Consider the following 17426-nt stretch of genomic DNA (forward strand, 5'->3'; position numbering starts at 1 on the left):
AGAGGGCCTGCACGCCTTCTCCCTGATTTTTGATTCGCCATTCCAGCCCGCTTGTCTCCCGGCATCCGCTACGCTGGGTCAACCATGCAAACTGCTCTGACCCGAACGCTGGCTCTCGCCTTCGCCCTCGCCGCTGCCCCCTTGGCCAGTGCCCAGACCACGCCAGCAGAGTCCGGCACGCCCATTTTCGTTCAGCCGCCGCAGCAGCAGACGCTGCAAGTGGTGCCGGGTGCGCCGCAGGTAGTCATCACGCCGACACCGCAGCCTGCGCCGGACCGTTTCACCGTCTGGGGCGGCGTAGGCACCGAGTTCTACGTGCTGCCGGGTGTGATGATCGGGGCCAGCGCGCCGATAGGCCATCTGGGCAAGGTGAATCTGGCCCTGCGCGCCAGTGCCGAGGCCCTGCTGATTCCGCTGCCGGACGCCAATGGTCCACTGCCATTCGTGAATGTGGACCTGTTGCTATCGGGGGGTGGGCGCGGGCTGCGGGCCTACGGCGGCCCCAGCGTGGGGACCATTCCCGGCTTTGCTATCCTGCTGGGCGGCGTCGGGGGCGTGCGCGGAGATTTCGGCGCGGGACCGTGGGGCTACTTTGCCGAGGCCAAGGCGCGCGTCGGCTTCGGCGCGGCGGGCGGCGGCGGCGTGGCACTGTTCCTGCCCGGCGTGAATCTGGGGGTCACCTACCGCTTCTGAGGGCCATTTCAGCCCCCACGGAATAACATTGGGGTTTCGCTGCCCTGCCCGGACTGGTTTCCGGGCCATTTTTTTGTGCCATCAATCTCGCCCGAAACTGTCGGCACAGGTAACTTTCAACACTGGAATCAGGCCACGGGCGCTTATCCCGAACGGATTCCCACGCTTTCGGCTGCGCTCGAAGACGGCACAGGAGACCACCTGAACTTCTCTGGCGTCTCGCCCGAACATGTAGCGACTGAACATGCAGCCAGCCAGAAACCCATCTGGATCAGCTTCTCCTCCTCTGATCATGCCCTGATCACGCCGGGGGGCGCACGATGCTTTCACTCCAGCCGCACAGCGTTGTTTCCCGTCACGCGGACGGCTTGAGAACAGGAGAGACGCAGTACCCGACTGCCGCGTCCTGTCCGCTCCGCCCCCATTCGCCGCCCCAGCAACCGATGACCTGTCCAGGAGGCTTTCCCTATGTCCATCCCCAGAGTCCTGCCGTCCGTCACTGCCGCCCTGATCCTGGGTGCGCTGCTCTCGGCCTGCGGGGGCCATGATTCAGCCGCTCCCGCCGCAACACAGACAGACCCTTATGCGGGCGGCGCGTCGTACCCGTGGACCTACACGGCCCCGGCAGGCCAGCTCAGCGCCCAGCGGCTGACAGCGGCCCTCAATACCCTGTCGTTTGAACCGCTGCTGGCCGCCACCAACGGCTGGGGACCCATCGAACTGGACCGCAGCAACGGCGAGCAGGGTGCGGGAGACGGGCACACGTTGACCCTGGGCGGCGTGACTTATGCCAGGGGCTTCGGAACCCACGCGGGCAGCGAGATGCGGTTCTCGTTGAAGGGCCACAACGGGGCGCGCTGCACCCGCTTTACCTCCAGCATCGGCGTGGACGACGAGGTAGGTAACCGGGGCAGCGTGGTGTTCCAGGTCTTTCTGGACGGGGCGCTGGCCTACAGCAGCGGGACCATGACCGGTGCCAGCGCAACCCGCAACATCGACCTGGACATCAGCGGCAGGGGCGAGTTACGTCTGGTGGTCAAGAACGCGGGAGACGGCATCAACTATGACCACGCCGACTGGGCCAATCCCCAGGTACGGTGCGAGAATGACCCTGGAGCCGACCTGCGCTATTCCTTCAGCTTTCCCAGGGGCATCAATGCCAAGTACGGCAAAAAGGTCACGGCCATCCTGCGCGTCACCGATGAGCCGGGACACACCAGCGGCCCGGTTTCGTTCAAGCTCTCGGTGTTCAACTGGACCAGCCCCGGCGCTCCGCCCCTGCAACTGCTCGAACCTGACCGCGTCTATGATGCCACCACCCTTCCAGCAGAATTTCCCGTTCGCCTGCGCCTCAAAACGCCTTTCCCGGACGGTTTCACGCCGCCCACCGGAAGGGTTGAAATCACCTTCGCGGCCAACCTGGAAGACCGGGGCTTTTTCAAGCGCGCCTACCTGAACTGGAACGTTCTGCCGTAACAGTTTCCCTTTGCCCTGCGCCGTCAACCGCTGGCGGCGCACTTCTTTGCTGCCGACTCTGATCACTGCAGACGTCGCCCCTGTACCCTGATTCCCATGAGCAGCCCCTTTTTACTGTCGGCGCGTGCGCTGAGCCTCAAGCCCTCGTCCACCGTTGCGGTGACCAGCCGCGCGCTGGAACTCAAGCGCGCCGGGGTAGACGTGATCAGCATGAGCGTGGGCGAGCCGGATTTCGACACCCCAGGGCATGTCAAGGCCGCCGCCATCCACGCCATCGAGTCGGGCAAGACCAAGTACACGGCAGTCAGCGGCATTCCCGAATTACGGGAGGCGATCAGCGCCAAATTCAAGCGTGAGAACGGGCTGGAGTACGCGCCAGACGCGGTGACGGTCACTTCGGGCGGCAAGCAGGCGCTGTTCAACGCCTTTTTCGCCCTGCTCAATCCGGGGGACGAGGTGCTGATTCCCGCCCCGTACTGGGTCAGCTACCCGGAGATGGTGGCGCTGACGGGGGCGTTTCCGGTGCCTGTGCCCACGCATGCGGCGAACGGCTTCCAGCTCGATCCGCAGGCGCTGGAGGCCCGCGTCACCCCCATGACCCGCATGATCGTGCTGAACAGCCCCGGCAATCCCACGGGGGCGGTGTTCCCGCCGGAGGTGCTGAAAGCGGTGGCCGAAGTCGCCATGCGCCACAACCTGATGATCGTCACCGACGAGATGTACGAGCATCTGGTCTACGACGCCCAGCAGGTCAGCATCGGCACCTTTGCGCCGGAACACACGCTGACCGTCAACGGGGCCAGCAAGGCGTACGCCATGACCGGCTGGCGCATCGGCTACGCGGGCGGCCCGAAGGCCGTGATCGCCGCCATGAACGCCCTGCAATCGCAGAGTACGAGCAACGCCAGCAGCGTGTCACAGTACGCCGCCCTGGCCGCCTTCCAGCAGCACGAGGAAACCACGCAATTTATCGGGATGGCCCTGAAGGCTTACCGCCAGCGCCGGGACCGCATCGTGGCCGGGCTGAACGCGCTGGGTCTCAAAACGCCCACGCCGCAGGGGGCCTTCTACGTGATGGCCGACACCACGCGCATCCATCCCGATGAGCTGGAGGCCGCCCGCATCATCCTGGACGACGCGCGGGTGGCCGTGGTTCCCGGCACTGATTTCGCCGCCCCCGGTCAGGTCCGCCTGAGTTACGCCACCAGCATGGAAAATATCGAGGAAGTGCTGAGGCGGCTGGGCGAGTTGCTAGAGAGGCGGGCGCAGCAAGAGTGAGGGTGCTGGGGTTGTCGGGCAGTTTGCGGGCGGCTTCGGTCCACACAGCGCTTTTGCACGCGGCGGCGCAAACGGCTCCAGACGGCGTGACAATGGAACTTTTCGACGGCCTGGCTGATCTTCCCCATTTCAATCCAGATATTGAAGAGCAGGAGATTGCTGCCGTCTCTGCCTTCCGCGCTGCCCTGAATACCGCCGACGCCGTGCTGATCGCCTGCCCGGAGTACGCGCATGGGCTGCCAGGGGCCTTCAAGAACGCGCTGGACTGGGTTGTGGGCTGTGGCGAAATGAGCGAGAAGCCTGTGCTGACGCTGAACGCCTCGGCCAGATCGATTCACGCCCCCGCACAACTGGCCGAAGTGCTGCGGACGATGGGCGCGCGGGTGCTGGAGGGCGTGCTGATCGAGGTGCCGCGTCAGGCCAGAGACGTGCTGGATGTGCCGGGAGTCGCTGAAGCTTTGCAGGAGATGTGGCGCAGCCTCTTCCAGACGGCCAGCGGGGCCGACGCTCTGGCCTGAACGCCCCTGCTTTCGCCACAGCCCACAACCCAATCCTCTACACTGCGCCCCAATGGCTCTGGTGGTGATGGCGACAGGTGGAACGGGCGGACACATTTACCCGGCGGTGGCAACCGCGCACGAACTCATTTCGCGCGGGCACGCGGCCATGATTCTGGGCCAGCGCGGCGGTATGGAGGAACGCATCGCCGCCGATCACGGCCTGCTGTTTCAGGGCGTGGACGCGGGCAAGCTGGCCCGCAGCGGGCAGGGCCGCCCAGACCCGCGCGAGCTGATCCGTGCCGGGCAGGGCATCGCTCAGGCGCGGGCCGTGCTGTCCAAGCTCAAGCCCGGCGCAGTGGTGGGCTACGGCGGCTTTGCCAGCCTGCCGGGGGTGCTGGCCGCCCAGAGTCTACGGATTCCCACCGTGCTGCACGAGCAGAACGCCCGCTTGGGCCTGACCCAACGGCTGGCGGTGCGGCAGGCAAAAGCAGTGGGGACAGCTTACGAGCGGGTGCTGGGCCTGGACCCCCGCAAGGCCACGATGGTGGGTATGCCCGTGCGCGAGGAACGCATGGACCGCATGGAAGCCCTGGACCGCCTGAAACTGCGCGTCGGCCCGCTGACGATTCTGGTGATGGGCGGCTCGCAGGGTTCGCTGTTCCTGAACAACAACGTGCCCGATACGCTGCGCAACATCCTGGGCACCGAGGGCCTGCTGGAAAGCGGCTCGGCGGCCACCACGGCCCGCATCGACCTGCAATTTGAAGCCCAGGACGAGGGCAACCTGTTCCGCGATCTGGTCTCGGAGGCGGTGGGCAGCGAGGCCATTCAGGTGATCCATTCCACCGGGCCGCGCTGGTTTCCAGAGGTCGCCTCGCGCGTGCAGGACATGGACTGGTACCACGCCACGGGCTTTGTGGACGCGGTGGCGGCGTGGTCTGCGGCGGACCTGGCGATCACGCGGGCGGGCACCGGCACGCTGGCCGAGGCGGCGTTTCATGGCGTGCCCACCATCATGGTGCCGCTGCCCGAATCGGCGGAGAACCACCAGTTCCACAACGCCAGCATGGTGCAGGAAGCCGGGGCCGGAATCCTGGTAGAACAGTCGCGCGTGAATGCGGATCTGGGGGCGGCAGTGTTACAGTGTTCCTCGCCCGCCGCCCGCGCCGAGATGCGCGACGCGGCCCTGGGACGCTCCCCGGTGGGCGCTGCCGGACGCTTCGCGGACCTAATCGAAGGCAAGTTGCGCTAATGGTCCCACCCCCCTCTGACATGACTGACTCTTCCTCCTCAACCCCACCCCTGCCGCCCCAGATGCACTACCACCTGATGGGCATCGGCGGCATCGGCATGAGCGCTTTTGCCCGCCTGCTGGTGGCGCGTGGCGCGCAGGTCAGCGGCTGCGACGAGTCCGTCACCGAACTGACCGCGCAGCTCCAGGCCGAGGGAACCCCCGTGGACACTGGCCACGCAGCATCACACGTCACCGATCAGCCCCATGGCAAAATCGACGTGCTGGTGGCCTCTGAAGCCGTGCCGAAAGACCACCCGGAACTGGTGGCCGCACGCGCTGCGGGCATTGAGGTCCGCCCGCGAATGGCGCTGCTGGACGAGCTGCTGCGCGCAGGACCGAGCATCGGTGTGATCGGCACGCATGGCAAGACCACCACCACCAGCATGATCGCCGTGGTGCTGGCCGGGGCTGGGCTGGACCCGTCGGCCTTTGTGGGCGGCATCGTGCCGGAATTTGGCAGCAATGCCCGCGTGGGTACTGGTCCCTTTGTGGCCGAGGTGGACGAGTCGGACCGCGCCTTTGCCGAACTGGGCAGCCAGACCGCCGTGTTCACCAACGCCGAGGATGATCATGTGGGCGGCAACCAAGCCACCTACTGGGCCACCGTGGAGGAACAGCACGCTGGATTCGCGCGGTATGTGGCGCAGTCCGGGCGCGTCCTGCTGTGCGCCGACTGGCCGGGACTGGAAGAGCTGTGCGTCGGGGCAAAAGAGATTCTCAGCTACGGACAGGCCGAAGGGGCCGATTACCGCGCCGTGAACCTGCGCCCGGACCCGGACGGCACATCATTCACCATTCTTTTCAGAGGCGAGACGCTGGGCGAGGCGCGCGTGGGTCTGCCGGGCCTGCATAATGTGCTGAACGCACTGGCGGCGCTGGCGGTCAACCACCTGTACGGCGGGGAGTTCGGGCCAGCCGCCGCCGCCCTGGCTGCCTTCGGTGGACCGGGCCGCCGCTGGCAGCGCATCGGCACGCTGAACGGGGCGCTGGTCATCGACGATTACGCGCACAACGCCACCAAAGTCGCCGCCGCCGTGCAGGCCGCGCGCCAGACCGGGCGGCGCGTGCGGGTGGTCTTCCAACCCCACCGCTATCTGCGAACCCAGCAGAGCTGGCCCCGGCTGGCCGACGCCCTGATGGACGCCGACGAGGTGCTGCTGCTGGACATCGCCGCCGCTTCCGAGACGCCCATCGAGGGCATCCACGCCACGCTGATCTCGGACCGCATGGCGGGGAACGGGCACGCGGGCGTGCGCTACCTGCCGGACCGCGCCGAGGTGCTGAGTGTGCTGCGCCAGTCGGCACAGTCCGGCGACATCATCGTGACGATGGGCGCGGGTGACGTCTGGAAGCTGTCGCGTGAGCTGGTAGAACCGGAAGTTGGCGAGGTGTCGGGGTGACCGCCGACTTCCAGAGCAAAGACTTCCAGAGCAAAACGGGCGCGCGGGTGGAACGCCTGCCGCTGGCCCGCTTCACGACGCTGGGCGTGGGCGGCGAGGCCGAGGTCTGGTTCGTCGCCAATCATGAGCAACTGGCCGAGGCGATGGCGGCTCCGTACCGCATCCTGGGCGGTGGCAGCAATCTGGTGATCGCCGACGAGGGTGTACCTGAACGTGTCATTCGCCTGAGCGGCCCACTGGCCGAGCGTGACCTGACGACGGACGCCGAACTGAGCGACGGAGACGCCATTGTGACCGGCTGGGTAGGCGGCGGCGTGCCCCTGCCCGGACTGATCCGCGCGCTGCAAAAGCTGGGCTACAGCAACCTGGAAGGCACCGTGGGCATTCCCGCACAGGTGGGCGGCGCGGTGTGGATGAACGCCGGAACCCGCTACGGCGAGATGTTCGACGGCCTGCACACGCTGGAAATTGCCACGCCGGACGGACTGAAGGTGGTCACCCCCGATGATCTGCGCTGGGGCTACCGCGACAGCGGGATTCCGCGCAACCACATCGTCACGCGAGTGCGCCTCAAGTTGCAGCGCAGCACCCCGGAAGAGGTGCTGGCGAAAATGACGCTGGCCGACACTGCCCGCAAGGGTCAGCCCAAGATGAAGACCCCTGGCTGCGCCTTCAAGAATCCTGGCGGCGTGGGCGCCGGGCGGCTGATTGACGAGGCCGGACTGAAGGGAACGCGGGTGGGGAGCGCCCTGATCGCCCCCGAACACGCCAACTTCATCGTGAATCTGGGCGGCGCAACCGCCAACGACGTTCACGCCCTGCTGGACCTGATCCGCGAGCGCGTGGGGGTGCCGCTGGAGCTGGAATACGAGCTGTGGCCGGACGACGCACAGAGACAGGCCGTGCCCGCCTCCGCAGATACGCAGTGGCGAGCGGGAACAGAGTGAGCGGCCCCGACGACTCAGCTTCTGAATTGAGCGCCCCGGTCCCCTCGGTCTCGACAGTGCGCCCGCCGTCCCGCCGCCGCTGGTGGTGGATCGGCGGCGGCGTCGTACTGGCCGGGGCACTGGCCGCAAGCTGGTTCGCGCTGCCCATCCGTACCGTCGAAGTGACGGGCAAGCAACACCTGAACGCCGAGCGGGTGCGTGAGCTGGCGGGCCTGACCCCGGACTTCGGCTGGCTGTACTACGGGGCGTGGCGGGCGCGCGGGTTGCTGGCTGATCCCTGGGTTCTCTCAGCGGCGGTCACGCGGCGTTTCCCTGACACGGTCACCGTGCAGGTCAACGAGCGCAGGCCAGTGGCACGCTGGCAGAAAGCAAACGGGACTGTGGTGGGTCTGGCGCTCGACAGCACCGTGCTGCCCACGACACCCGAGGAAAACGCCGGACTAGCCGCGCTTCCCCTCATCCAGGGCTGGGGGCCGTCCCGGCTGGGCGACGCCCTGAAGGTGTTGGGCGCTCTGGGCGGTTACAATGTAGAGTCGGTGGCCTACACGCCAACCGGACTCCGGGTTAAACTGCCCGCTGGGTCGGTCTGGAGCGGCGACCTCAAATCCTTACTGAAGTATGCTGGGAGTATCGGCATGTACCCAAAACAGAACATCAACATCTATCCCTGGGGGGTGAGCGTCCAGGAATGAAGGACAACGCAATCAGGGACAACACCATCATCGTGGGCCTGGACATCGGGACCACCAAAATTACCACTGTCATCGGCGAGATCGGCTCGGGCGGCGGCATCGACATCATTGGCGAGGGCAGCGTGCCCAGCGAGGGCATGAAGCGCGGCAGCGTGGTCAACCTGGAACGCGCCACCTACGCCATCAAGCAATCTGTGCTGGCCGCCGAGCGGGTGGCCGGGGTCAAGGTCAGTAGCGTGTACGTCTGCGTTGCAGGTAACCACGCCAAGGCCATCACCAGCCACGGCCTGGCCGCCATCCGCCGCAACCAGGAAATCGGCCAACCGGACGTGGACCGCGCCATCGAAAACGCCCGCGCCGTGCCGCTGGACCCCAACCTCGAAATCATCCATACGTTGCCGCAGGAGTATGTGGTAGACGGGCAGGAAGGGATCAAGAGTGCGGTGGGCATGCACGGCGTGCGGCTGGAAGTCGACGTGCATATCGTGGCCGGGACCGCCGGGCCGCTGCTGAACCTGCGCCGCTGCGTGCAGGAAGCGGGGCTGCAAGTGGAGGGCTTCGTGCTGCACGTCCTGGCTTCCGGGCTGGCCACGCTGGAGGCGCTGGAACAGACCCAGACCGTCATCGTGATTGATATGGGCGGCGGCACCACCGATATCGGGGTGTTCAAGCGCGGCAATCTGGCGCACTCGGCCACCATTCCGATTGGCGGCGAACACGTCACGGCGGACCTGGCTCAGATCCTCAAGATTCCCATGGAGGAAGCCGAGAACGTCAAGAAGCGCTACGGTTCAGCCCTCCCTGATCTGGCCGATCAAGACCTAACACTGGAGATCACCACCGCGTCGGGCAGCACCCACGCCATCAGCGCCTTCGAGCTGTCGCGCATCATCAAACCGCGTCTCTCGGAAATCTTCTCGATGATCCGCGAGGAGATCGACCACACCCTCGGTCCCGCCGAACTGGTGGCTCAGGGCGTGGTTCTGACCGGCGGCGCGTCGCTGCTGCGCGGCACCGTGGAACTGGCCCGTGACCGCTTCCGCCTGCCCGTCCGCATCGGGCGTCCGCGCGGCATCGGCGGCCTGACCGATATCGTCGGCGGCCCCGAACATGCCGCCAGCGTGGGGCTGGTGCTGTATAGCCTGGGCGAGAACGGACGCATTCCGCAGATCGTGTTTCAGGAAAAGGAGCCGGAAAAGGCTTCTCAGCCACAGGACCCGATCATCAAGGATGCCACTCAGCCCAAACCCAGTCCCAAACCCAATCCCATTCCCACCAAGACCACGCAGCCGAACGCAGGTTCGGGCCTGATGAGCCGCGTGCGCAACTGGCTCAAGGAATGGACCTGAGATGACGCCGACAGGGTAAAGATGTGTGAGAGCTGATTTTCTTCAGTTCTCGCCTTCCTTTATCTGGCCCGGCAACCCTCTGCGCCGCATCCTGTGCGAAACCTCGCATAAAGGTGCGCTAAACTACCACCAACCCAGAAAGCGACCTCTCCTCTGCCCAGCAGGCCGGGATGAGGCAAGGAGAAGATGAGATGCAAGCGGCCAGAATTCGCGTGATCGGCTTGGGCGGGGCAGGCAACAATGCCGTTAACCGCATGATTGAATCGGGACTCGAAGGCGTGGAATTTATCGCCGGGAACACGGACGCCCAGGTGCTGGCAAAAAGCCACGCCGAGATCCGTATTCAACTGGGTGACCGCCTGACGCGCGGCCTGGGCGCGGGCGCGGACCCGGACGTGGGCGAGAAGGCCGCGTTGGAAGACCGCGAACACATCAAGGAATACCTGGGCGGCACCGACATGCTGTTCATCACGGCGGGCATGGGCGGCGGCACCGGCACCGGCTCTGCGCCCGTGGTGGCCCAGATTGCCCGCGAGATGGGCATCCTGACGGTGGCCATCGTGACCCGCCCCTTCCGCTTTGAAGGCCCCAAGCGTCTGCGGATTGCCGAGGAAGGCATCAGCAAGCTGGCCGACGCGGTAGACGGCATGATCGTGGTGGACAACGAGAAGCTGCTGACTGCCGTGGACAAGAAAGTCTCCTTCCGCGAGGCGTTCCTGATCGCGGACCGCGTGCTGTACTACGGTGTCAAGGGCATCAGCGACGTGATCAACGTCGAGGGCATGATCAACCTCGACTTCGCGGACGTGCGTAACCTGCTGTCCAACAGCGGCACGGTCCTGATGGGCATCGGCGCGGGCCGGGGCGAGAAGGTGTCCGAGGAAGCCGCCATGAGCGCCATTCACAGTCCGCTGCTGGAACGCGGCATTGAGGGTGCGCGCCGCATTCTGGTCAACGTGACCGGCAGCTATGACCTGAGCATGACCGACGCGAACGACATCGTCGAGAAGATCCGTCAGGCCACCGGCTTCGAGGACCCCGACATCCTGTTCGGGATCACCCCGGATGAGGCTGCGGGCGACGAGGTCCGCGTGACCGTGATTGCCACTGGATTCAACGAAACGCCCATAAGCATCGGCAGCGGCCCCGCCCGCAGCGGCATTCCCGAGACCATCCGCCCCGTGCGCGGCAACGGCAGCAGCTACGATCCCAAGGATTACGACATCCCCGCCTTCCTGCGGAACGTCGAGCGCGAGTAAGCTACAGGATCGACAAGAAGGCCGGGGCAGATTGCTCCGGCCTTCTTCATTAGACCTCATGCGAAAGTCATGCCACGCCGGCAATGGAGCGGTTACACACTGCCGCAATGAGATTGACGCGTAAGGAAAAGCGCCGCCTTCGGTGACGGTATATGGCCTTCAGCACGCGGAAAATCTTCAGACGCCGAATGACATGCTCGACCCGCTTGCGGGTCGACGCCAGTTCCCGATTCTGCTGACGCTGTTCAGGCGTCAGCGGTGTTGCTTTTGTTCCTTTGTGCGGTGTGATCGAATGACCGTGATGCCGCCAGATGCCCTGGTAGCCGGCATCGCCGATCAGCGCCGTCTCGGGGTGGACACGGACGCCCGAATGCCGAAACAGGGTGAGGTCATGCATGGACCCGAAGGCGGGAGCAACGGACAGGATCATGCAGGTGGTGACGCTGATCACGACTTGCGTTTTCAGGGTGTGCCGTTTCTTCTTGCCGCTGTACCAGCGGCGTTGCTTTTTGATTGGCCGCTCACATGGGGTTTCAGCGGCATCCACGGCGATGATTTGGAAGACGTTTTCTTCCTGTTTCAGGCTCTTGTTGCCGGGGAGTCGGAACTCTTCGCTCTGGATCAGGGCGGTTTCGACGCGTTCCACCGTGCGCTGCACGGTGGTTTCATGGACACTCCAATCGTCGCCGAGGTGAGCGAAGGTGCGGTATTCCCGCCAGAATTCAAGAGTCAGGAGGAGCTGTTCACCAGGACTGAGGGCGGCGGGCCTGCCGGATTTCTTCTTGGCGCGTTCCCGCCGGGTCAGGACGGCTTCCATCTTGGCAAAGGTCTCGGGGGAGATCCCGGTACGCCGTTTGAAGCGCGTGCGGTTCATCTTCAGCGTGCGTTCCAGACGGCTGTGCATCACTTATACAGCTTGACCAGGGACTTTCGCAGGAGGTCTATTGTCGAAACTGATCAATAATGTGGAGAGTAAAAAACCCGCCCATTCTCCAGCAAAATAGAACACCATCATACAGGAATAGATTGTCCCCAAGAGCCGCGCCACAGCGAGTAAAATGACGACTTCCCCATTGTCAAAAAGTACCTGAAGATATGTGATTGATCGACCTCTGTTCATGGTGAAATTCTCTCCTCATTAACAGGACCAATTTGACACAGTTGGCGAAAATCGTTAGGCTGATGTCATCTATTTGAAACTGATTCTGGCCTCTTCAATCTCGGCCCGTACATAGTAAGGGCTGAAATTTTCATCTTGAACGCCGAGTCTCCTGGAGGAATGAATGAAGAAAGTGACCTTGAATCTGATAACCCTGGGCCTTCTTGCTACTGGCGTGGCAGGCGCGCAGACCACCATCAAGATCGCCAGTCTCTCGCCGCTGTCGGGGAGCCAGAGCTTTACCGGCACGTTGCTCAGAAACGGCACGCAACTGGCCGTCGACGAGCAGAAAGCCGCCTTCAAGAAGCTGGGCTTCGATCTGCAATTCGTCGGCTACGACGATCAGGCGGACCCGGCCACCGGCACGGCGGCGGCGCGCAAGATCGCCTCTGACCGCACGATTCTGGGCGTGGTGGGAACCATGAACAGCGGCGTGGCGATTCCGGCCAGCGAAGCGCTGAAGGCCAGCCACGTCACGATGGTCAGCCCAGCGGTGACCGCCAACGAGGTCACGGACCGGGGCCTGGCCAACATGAACCGCATCGTGGCCCGCAACGACGCCCAGGGACCGGCGGGCGCGCAGTTCATGATGGATAAGCTGAAGGCCAAGTCGGTCTATATCTTGAACGACAAAACCTCTTACGGTGAGGGACTGGCCGCCGAGGTCGAGAAGACCCTCAAGGCGGGCGGGGCCAGGGTGATCGTCAACGAGGGCACCGAGGAAAAGAGCGACTTTTCCAGCATCATTGCCAAGATCAAGTTGCAGAAGCCGGACGCGGTGTATTTCGGCGGCATCTACACCCAGATCGGCATCTTCATCCGGCAGTTGCGTGACGCGGGTATCAACATTCCCGTCGTCGGCGGCGACGGCCTGGACAGCACCGAACTGGCAACCATTGCGGCCAAGGGTGCCAACAATATTTATTACACCACCATCGTCGCGCCGCTGGAGTCGCTGCCCGCGGCCAAGACCTTCACGGCCAACTACCGCAAGGCATTCAAGACTGTACCCGCCGGGTACGCCGCCTTCTCCTACGACTCGGCCAACGTGATCGCACAGGGCATCCTCGACGCGGCCAAAGCCAACGGCGGCAAGTTGCCCAGCCGCACGCAGGTGGAAACGGCCATTCGCAAGGGCAGCTTCAAGGGCCTGCTGTCGGGCGACGTGACCTTTAACAGCGTTGGGGACCGCAACTCGGTCACGCTGTACATCATGAAGGTGGAGGCGGGCAAGCAGAGTCTGTCGGCACAGTCGACGGTCAAACCGCCCAAGCAGTAAGCGGCAGACCAAAGAGGCGGGGCGTGGGAAAGATGGTTTCCCTGCGCCCCGCCCCTTTGGATGTCTGCCCTAAACGCTCAGTTTCTTGGCGCAGCGGTAGAGGTCGCGGTTGACATCCTTGCGCTTTTCCCAGGTCTCGTGTAGGGGCGTGTGGATGATGTTGCTGCCGTGCCGCCCCACCATCACGCCGCTGACGCCGTCCATCAGGGCATAGACGGCGGCCTCGCCCAGACGGCTGGCCAGAATGCGGTCACTGGAGACCGGGGCACCGCCGCGCTGGATATGACCCAGGATGCTGACGCGGGTTTCCAGGCCCGTTCCGGCCTGAATGGCGTCGCCCACGCCCTGCGCGCCGCCTGGCACGCCCTCGGCCACGATCACGATGCTGCCGGTCTTGCCCTTCTTGACGCTGTCCTTGACGATCTGGATCACGTCCTCGATGGGTTTGTCGTCCTCGGGGATAAAGACTTCCTCCGCACCCCCGGCCACGGCCACGTCCAGCGCGATATGCCCGGCGTGGCGGCCCATCACCTCGATCACGAAGATGCGCTCGTGGCTGGCCCCGGTGTCGCGCAGCTTGTCCACGGCGTCCAGCGCGGTCTCCACGGCAGTGAAATAGCCGATGGTGTGATCGGTCCCGTACAGATCATTGTCGATGGTGCCGGGAATGCCGATCACCGGAATACCGTGTTCCTCTTGCAACAACTGTGCGCCGTGAAAGCTGCCGTCGCCGCCGATCACGATCAGGCCGCCCACGCCGTTGTCACGCAGATGCTGCGCGCCGCTGGCCCGGCCCTCGGGGGTGCGCCAGGTGGCGCTGCGGGCGGTCAGCAAAATGGTGCCGCCGCGCTGGATGGTGTTGGCCACGTCTCTGGGGCCGATCAGCTTCAGCTCGCCCCGGTGCAGACCGGAAAAGCCCCGGCGCACCCCCATGACCTCCAGCCCTTCAAAGGCGGCAGTGCGAACCACCGCGCGGATGGCCGCGTTCATGCCGGGGGCGTCGCCGCCGCTGGTCAGGACCGCTACGCGCTGGATGCCTGTGAGGTTGGGATGCCGGCTGGGGGTGGGTTCAGTCATATTGAGTCTCGCTTTTCGGGGAAAGGAAAGATCGGAGGGAAGGTGGCACTGTGATTCAGCCCGATTGATTCAGCTCGGATCAGAAAGGTCTGGCCCATCAGAAAGATCTGGCCCGGCCTTCTCAGTGACCCGCAGGGCCAACGCATAAGCGTCATTCTTACGCAAACCCTGGGCCATCAGCGCGTCACGTATATCCCTGGCCGTTTTTCCCTGCGCGGCCAGCCCCACCGCCACCGCCTCGTGATCGGGCGCGGATGCGTCTGGATGGGCCTCGCCTGCCGGACGGCCCGCCACCACCACCACGATCTCGCCCCGCACTCCGGCGGCGAACTTCTGCGTCAGCTCCGCCAGGGTGCCGCGAACCGTTTCCTCGAACTTCTTGGACAGTTCGCGGGTCACGCTGGCCGGGCGCGACTCGCCGCAGACGCCCGCCAGATCGCCCAATGTGGCCCCCAGACGGTGCGGACTCTCGTACAGCACGGTGGTTTCTGCGCGGGCAGCCAGAGCCGACAGCCGGGTTTTGCGTTCGCGGCCACTGCGGGGCAGGAAGCCCTCGAAAGTGAAGCGGCCCGTATCCAGCCCCGACAGCACCAGCGCGGGCACGAAGGCGGTGGCTCCGGGCAGCACCTCTACCGGAATGTCTGCTGCGATGGCTGCCGCCACCAGTTCCGCGCCGGGATCGCTGATGCCGGGGGTACCCGCATCCGAGACATAGGCCAGCCGGGGGTACTTTTCCAGCGTGGAGGGGGCGCGGCGCATGGTGTGGGCGTCTAACCGCACCAGCGGCTTCTGGATGCCCAGGTGGGCCAGCAGCGCGCCGCTGCGGCGGGTGTCCTCGCAGGCCACCGCGTCCGCGCCCCTCAGCACCTCCACGGCGCGCAGGGTGATGTCACCCAGGTTGCCGACAGGAGTGGGCACCAGCCACACGCGCGGGCCGTCCTGTGACCCGGAAACAGGAGCAGTCCGTTCGGCGGCCTGCTCGTCAGAGAGTTCAGGGCCAGACCGTTCAAGACCAGTCAATTCGAGATCCTTCAATTCAGGACCAGACAACTCAGTCATCGACTCCAGACGGCGGCAGCGTCAGCGTCAGATTCGCCCCCATCAGCCCTGCGCCGTCGGTTCCGGTGGCGGCCAGCCCGACATTGGGCTTGATCCTCACCTTGACCTTGCGGGGCCGCTTGAGAACGTTGGTGATCCGGGCGCGCAGCAACTCGCCCTCGCCCACGGTGACGGTGACCACCGTGCCCTCGGGTAGGCGGGTGCCCAGCACCACCACCACCCCATTTTCCACAATGCCCTTGTAGGCCCTCATGCTTCCCTCCCCTGGGCACGGCGCTGCCGCCGGTTCGCCCTGGACAATGCTTCCTGCAAAGCCACGATTTCCGATTCACGTGCCCCGCCCAGCCGGGCATAACGATCAATAATTTCAGCCGCCTCACGCCGACGGTCCAGCCGCAGCAGCAGCGCGCCCAGATGCTCGCCGCCCACGAAGTACGAGCGGGGATTTTCCGGGTCCGCCAGAATCTGCGCGCGGGCCTTTTCCATTCTGGAGAGTGCCTGCTGATGACGGCCCACCTGCCAGCGCACTAGATACAGCGCCAGCCCGAAGGTCAGCAGCGCACCCAGCGCCGAGATCGAAATGGTCTCCGAGACCCCGAAGCCCGCGCCCAGCCGCAATGTCAGCGGAAAGCAGAAGGCCAGCACCACCATCACCGCCAGCGTGGCCGCGTAGTTCATGCGCCGACCCGCGTGGGAAGGCTGGAAGGAGTGCCGCTCTGGGGAGTGGCGAACAGGACCATGCCCGACAGTCTAGCGGGCGGCGGCGGGTGCGGGCAGTTAATCCGCTTACGCTGATCTGGGGTGGACCGGAAAAGCTAGGCTGCTGCGCATGAGGCTGCACCTGATCACCGTCGGAGAACCCCGGCTGGCCTACGCCCGCGCGGGCTGGGACGAGTACGCCACGCGGCTGCGGCGCTACCACAAGGTGCAGGTCAGCCGGGTGTCCGGCAAGACGCAGGCGCTGGAAAGTGAGGCCATTCGCAAGGCTGCCGGAAAAGCGCCCCTGATCCTGCTGGACCCACGCGGGCGGCAATTTACCTCCGAGGGCCTGAGCGCGTATCTGGACGCCCGCGCGCTGGGCGGCACCGGGGAACTGGCCCTGGCGGTGGGCGGTCCGGAAGGTCACACCGACGAGCTGCGGGCCAGTGTTTTGCAGAGCAGTGCCGACGCCCTGTGGAGCCTGGGCGAACTGACCCTGCCGCACGATCTGGCGATGGTGGTACTGGCCGAGGCGCTGTACCGTGCGGCGACGATCAGCGCGGGGGAGCCGTATCACCGGGGCTAGGGTGCCCAGCGGCCATCTGGCAGGTGAATACCCGACCATGTCCTAGACTTCCCGCCGTGACCCCTGACGCTCCTGCCCCCGAAATCGAGTGGTTCCAGACGCCCACCCTGCGGGGACGGCATATTTTTTTAGAAGGTCTGGACGAGTCGCACGCCGCCGACCTGTGCGCCGGGGCGGACGACGAAACGGTGCGGCTGCTGGCGCGGGGCGGCCCAGCCGAGGCCACGCCCGACGCTTGGGCCAACTACATCGGGCGGCTGAATGCCCTGCCGAACCGGATCAATTTCGCCGTCTGTCTGCGTGAGAGCGGCGTCTGCGTGGGCCGCATCAGCTACAGCGAGATCCGGTGGGCAGACCGCTGGGCCGAGATCGGGACCATGTTGCTGCCCGCCGCACAGGGCACCGCCGTGAACCCGGAAGCTAAGCTGCTGCTGATGGCCCGCGCCTTCGAGGTCCTAGGCGCGGGCCGCGTGCAGTTCAAGGTGGACAGCCGCAACGCCCGCAGCATCCGCGCCATGCAGAAACTGGGCGCAGAGGAGGAGGGCACCCTGCGGCAGTATCAGGTGGTTCCTGACGGCTTCGCCCGCGACAGCGTGGTTTTCAGCGTCCTACGGGGCGAATGGCCCGCCGTAAAAGCTGGGCTGGAGACCCGCGTGGCTGCGTTGAGCTGACCTCTCGC

18 protein-coding genes are annotated in these 17426 nt (G+C 65.2%); 13 read left to right on the forward strand and 5 right to left on the reverse strand.

The features are described 5' to 3' along the window. Window positions 1–84 precede the first annotated feature (84 nt). The 10 genes from DAAJ005_RS14360 (at window position 85) to ftsZ (ending at window position 10888) form a co-directional block, all read left to right on the forward strand. On the forward strand, window positions 85–693 hold the full coding sequence (locus tag DAAJ005_RS14360) for a hypothetical protein (RefSeq protein WP_151847712.1): 609 nt from the start codon (window positions 85–87) through the stop codon (window positions 691–693). A gap of 468 nt (window positions 694–1161) precedes the next feature. After that, the gene (locus DAAJ005_RS14365; protein ID WP_151847713.1) at window positions 1162–2169 is read left to right on the forward strand and encodes an NPCBM/NEW2 domain-containing protein; all 1008 of its coding nucleotides are present in this window, start codon (window positions 1162–1164) and stop codon (window positions 2167–2169) included. 96 nt (window positions 2170–2265) lie between these two features. After that, window positions 2266–3447: a pyridoxal phosphate-dependent aminotransferase gene (locus tag DAAJ005_RS14370; protein ID WP_151847714.1), complete on the forward strand. Its 1182-nt coding sequence runs from the start codon at window positions 2266–2268 to the stop codon at window positions 3445–3447. Between the two features lie 2 nt (window positions 3448–3449). Then, a complete protein-coding gene (locus DAAJ005_RS14375) occupies window positions 3450–3965 on the forward strand; it encodes an NADPH-dependent FMN reductase (RefSeq protein ID WP_192930782.1) in 516 nt (171 codons plus the stop codon). Between the two features lie 52 nt (window positions 3966–4017). After that, complete coding sequence (gene murG / locus DAAJ005_RS14380; RefSeq protein WP_151847716.1) at window positions 4018–5199, forward strand: undecaprenyldiphospho-muramoylpentapeptide beta-N-acetylglucosaminyltransferase; 1182 nt, start codon at window positions 4018–4020, stop codon at window positions 5197–5199. A 20-nt stretch (window positions 5200–5219) separates the two neighbouring features. Further along, window positions 5220–6641, forward strand: a complete 1422-nt coding sequence (gene murC, locus DAAJ005_RS14385; protein WP_192930783.1) for a UDP-N-acetylmuramate--L-alanine ligase — start codon at window positions 5220–5222, stop codon at window positions 6639–6641. Further along, on the forward strand, window positions 6638–7588 hold the full coding sequence (locus DAAJ005_RS14390) for a UDP-N-acetylmuramate dehydrogenase (protein WP_151847718.1): 951 nt from the start codon (window positions 6638–6640) through the stop codon (window positions 7586–7588). The genes murC and DAAJ005_RS14390 overlap by 4 nt, the downstream gene beginning before the upstream one ends. Before the next feature lie 26 nt (window positions 7589–7614). Beyond that, the gene (locus DAAJ005_RS14395; RefSeq protein WP_226342443.1) at window positions 7615–8280 is read left to right on the forward strand and encodes a cell division protein FtsQ/DivIB; all 666 of its coding nucleotides are present in this window, start codon (window positions 7615–7617) and stop codon (window positions 8278–8280) included. A gap of 11 nt (window positions 8281–8291) precedes the next feature. Further along, window positions 8292–9629 (forward strand): cell division protein FtsA, encoded by a 1338-nt coding sequence (gene ftsA, locus DAAJ005_RS14400; protein WP_151848577.1) that lies wholly within the window; start codon window positions 8292–8294, stop codon window positions 9627–9629. 191 nt (window positions 9630–9820) lie between these two features. Further along, entirely contained in the window at window positions 9821–10888 is a 1068-nt protein-coding gene (ftsZ, locus tag DAAJ005_RS14405; protein WP_255447988.1) for a cell division protein FtsZ, read from the forward strand. Between the two features lie 67 nt (window positions 10889–10955). Here ftsZ and DAAJ005_RS14410 read toward each other — a convergent pair whose 3' ends face one another. After that, complete coding sequence (locus DAAJ005_RS14410; RefSeq protein ID WP_226342400.1) at window positions 10956–11792, reverse strand: IS5 family transposase; 837 nt, start codon at window positions 11790–11792, stop codon at window positions 10956–10958. 379 nt (window positions 11793–12171) lie between these two features. Between DAAJ005_RS14410 and DAAJ005_RS14415 the strand changes: the two genes are divergently transcribed. After that, the gene (locus DAAJ005_RS14415; RefSeq protein ID WP_151847721.1) at window positions 12172–13326 is read left to right on the forward strand and encodes a branched-chain amino acid ABC transporter substrate-binding protein; all 1155 of its coding nucleotides are present in this window, start codon (window positions 12172–12174) and stop codon (window positions 13324–13326) included. A gap of 69 nt (window positions 13327–13395) precedes the next feature. On the opposite strand, the gene pfkA is transcribed toward DAAJ005_RS14415, so the two are convergent. The 4 genes from pfkA to DAAJ005_RS14435 form a co-directional block, all read right to left on the reverse strand. After that, the gene (gene pfkA, locus DAAJ005_RS14420) at window positions 13396–14403 is read right to left on the reverse strand and encodes a 6-phosphofructokinase (RefSeq protein ID WP_151847722.1); all 1008 of its coding nucleotides are present in this window, start codon (window positions 14401–14403) and stop codon (window positions 13396–13398) included. Between the two features lie 69 nt (window positions 14404–14472). Then, window positions 14473–15462 (reverse strand): 16S rRNA (cytidine(1402)-2'-O)-methyltransferase, encoded by a 990-nt coding sequence (rsmI, locus tag DAAJ005_RS14425; RefSeq protein WP_151847723.1) that lies wholly within the window; start codon window positions 15460–15462, stop codon window positions 14473–14475. Further along, complete coding sequence (locus tag DAAJ005_RS18985; protein ID WP_192930982.1) at window positions 15455–15715, reverse strand: hypothetical protein; 261 nt, start codon at window positions 15713–15715, stop codon at window positions 15455–15457. Before DAAJ005_RS18985 ends, rsmI begins: the two co-directional genes overlap by 8 nt. Beyond that, window positions 15712–16140: a hypothetical protein gene (locus DAAJ005_RS14435; RefSeq protein ID WP_075835330.1), complete on the reverse strand. Its 429-nt coding sequence runs from the start codon at window positions 16138–16140 to the stop codon at window positions 15712–15714. The genes DAAJ005_RS18985 and DAAJ005_RS14435 overlap by 4 nt, the downstream gene beginning before the upstream one ends. Before the next feature lie 151 nt (window positions 16141–16291). On the opposite strand from DAAJ005_RS14435, the gene DAAJ005_RS14440 reads away from it, so the two are divergent. Together DAAJ005_RS14440 and DAAJ005_RS14445 are read left to right on the forward strand one after the other, a co-directional pair. Beyond that, window positions 16292–16747: a 23S rRNA (pseudouridine(1915)-N(3))-methyltransferase RlmH gene (locus DAAJ005_RS14440; RefSeq protein WP_151847724.1), complete on the forward strand. Its 456-nt coding sequence runs from the start codon at window positions 16292–16294 to the stop codon at window positions 16745–16747. Window positions 16748–16803: 56 nt separating this feature from the next. Beyond that, on the forward strand, window positions 16804–17418 hold the full coding sequence (locus DAAJ005_RS14445; RefSeq protein ID WP_151847725.1) for a GNAT family N-acetyltransferase: 615 nt from the start codon (window positions 16804–16806) through the stop codon (window positions 17416–17418). Window positions 17419–17426: the final 8 nt, after the last annotated feature.

Source organism: Deinococcus sp. AJ005, from assembly GCF_009017495.1.
Classification (GTDB): domain Bacteria; phylum Deinococcota; class Deinococci; order Deinococcales; family Deinococcaceae; genus Deinococcus.

Coding starts and splice junctions, on each gene's coding strand:
- DAAJ005_RS14440 (WP_151847724.1), top strand. CDS start 16,292: ATGAGGCTGCACCTGATCACCGTCGGAGAACCCCGGCTGGCCTACGCC.
- DAAJ005_RS14365 (WP_151847713.1), top strand. CDS start 1,162: ATGTCCATCCCCAGAGTCCTGCCGTCCGTCACTGCCGCCCTGATCCTG.
- murG (WP_151847716.1), top strand. CDS start 4,018: ATGGCTCTGGTGGTGATGGCGACAGGTGGAACGGGCGGACACATTTAC.
- DAAJ005_RS14370 (WP_151847714.1), top strand. CDS start 2,266: ATGAGCAGCCCCTTTTTACTGTCGGCGCGTGCGCTGAGCCTCAAGCCC.
- DAAJ005_RS14360 (WP_151847712.1), top strand. CDS start 85: ATGCAAACTGCTCTGACCCGAACGCTGGCTCTCGCCTTCGCCCTCGCC.
- DAAJ005_RS14410 (WP_226342400.1), bottom strand. CDS start 11,792: ATGCACAGCCGTCTGGAACGCACGCTGAAGATGAACCGCACGCGCTTC.
- DAAJ005_RS14415 (WP_151847721.1), top strand. CDS start 12,172: ATGAAGAAAGTGACCTTGAATCTGATAACCCTGGGCCTTCTTGCTACT.
- rsmI (WP_151847723.1), bottom strand. CDS start 15,462: ATGACTGAGTTGTCTGGTCCTGAATTGAAGGATCTCGAATTGACTGGT.
- pfkA (WP_151847722.1), bottom strand. CDS start 14,403: ATGACTGAACCCACCCCCAGCCGGCATCCCAACCTCACAGGCATCCAG.
- DAAJ005_RS14435 (WP_075835330.1), bottom strand. CDS start 16,140: ATGAACTACGCGGCCACGCTGGCGGTGATGGTGGTGCTGGCCTTCTGC.
- DAAJ005_RS18985 (WP_192930982.1), bottom strand. CDS start 15,715: ATGAGGGCCTACAAGGGCATTGTGGAAAATGGGGTGGTGGTGGTGCTG.
- ftsZ (WP_255447988.1), top strand. CDS start 9,821: ATGCAAGCGGCCAGAATTCGCGTGATCGGCTTGGGCGGGGCAGGCAAC.
- murC (WP_192930783.1), top strand. CDS start 5,220: ATGACTGACTCTTCCTCCTCAACCCCACCCCTGCCGCCCCAGATGCAC.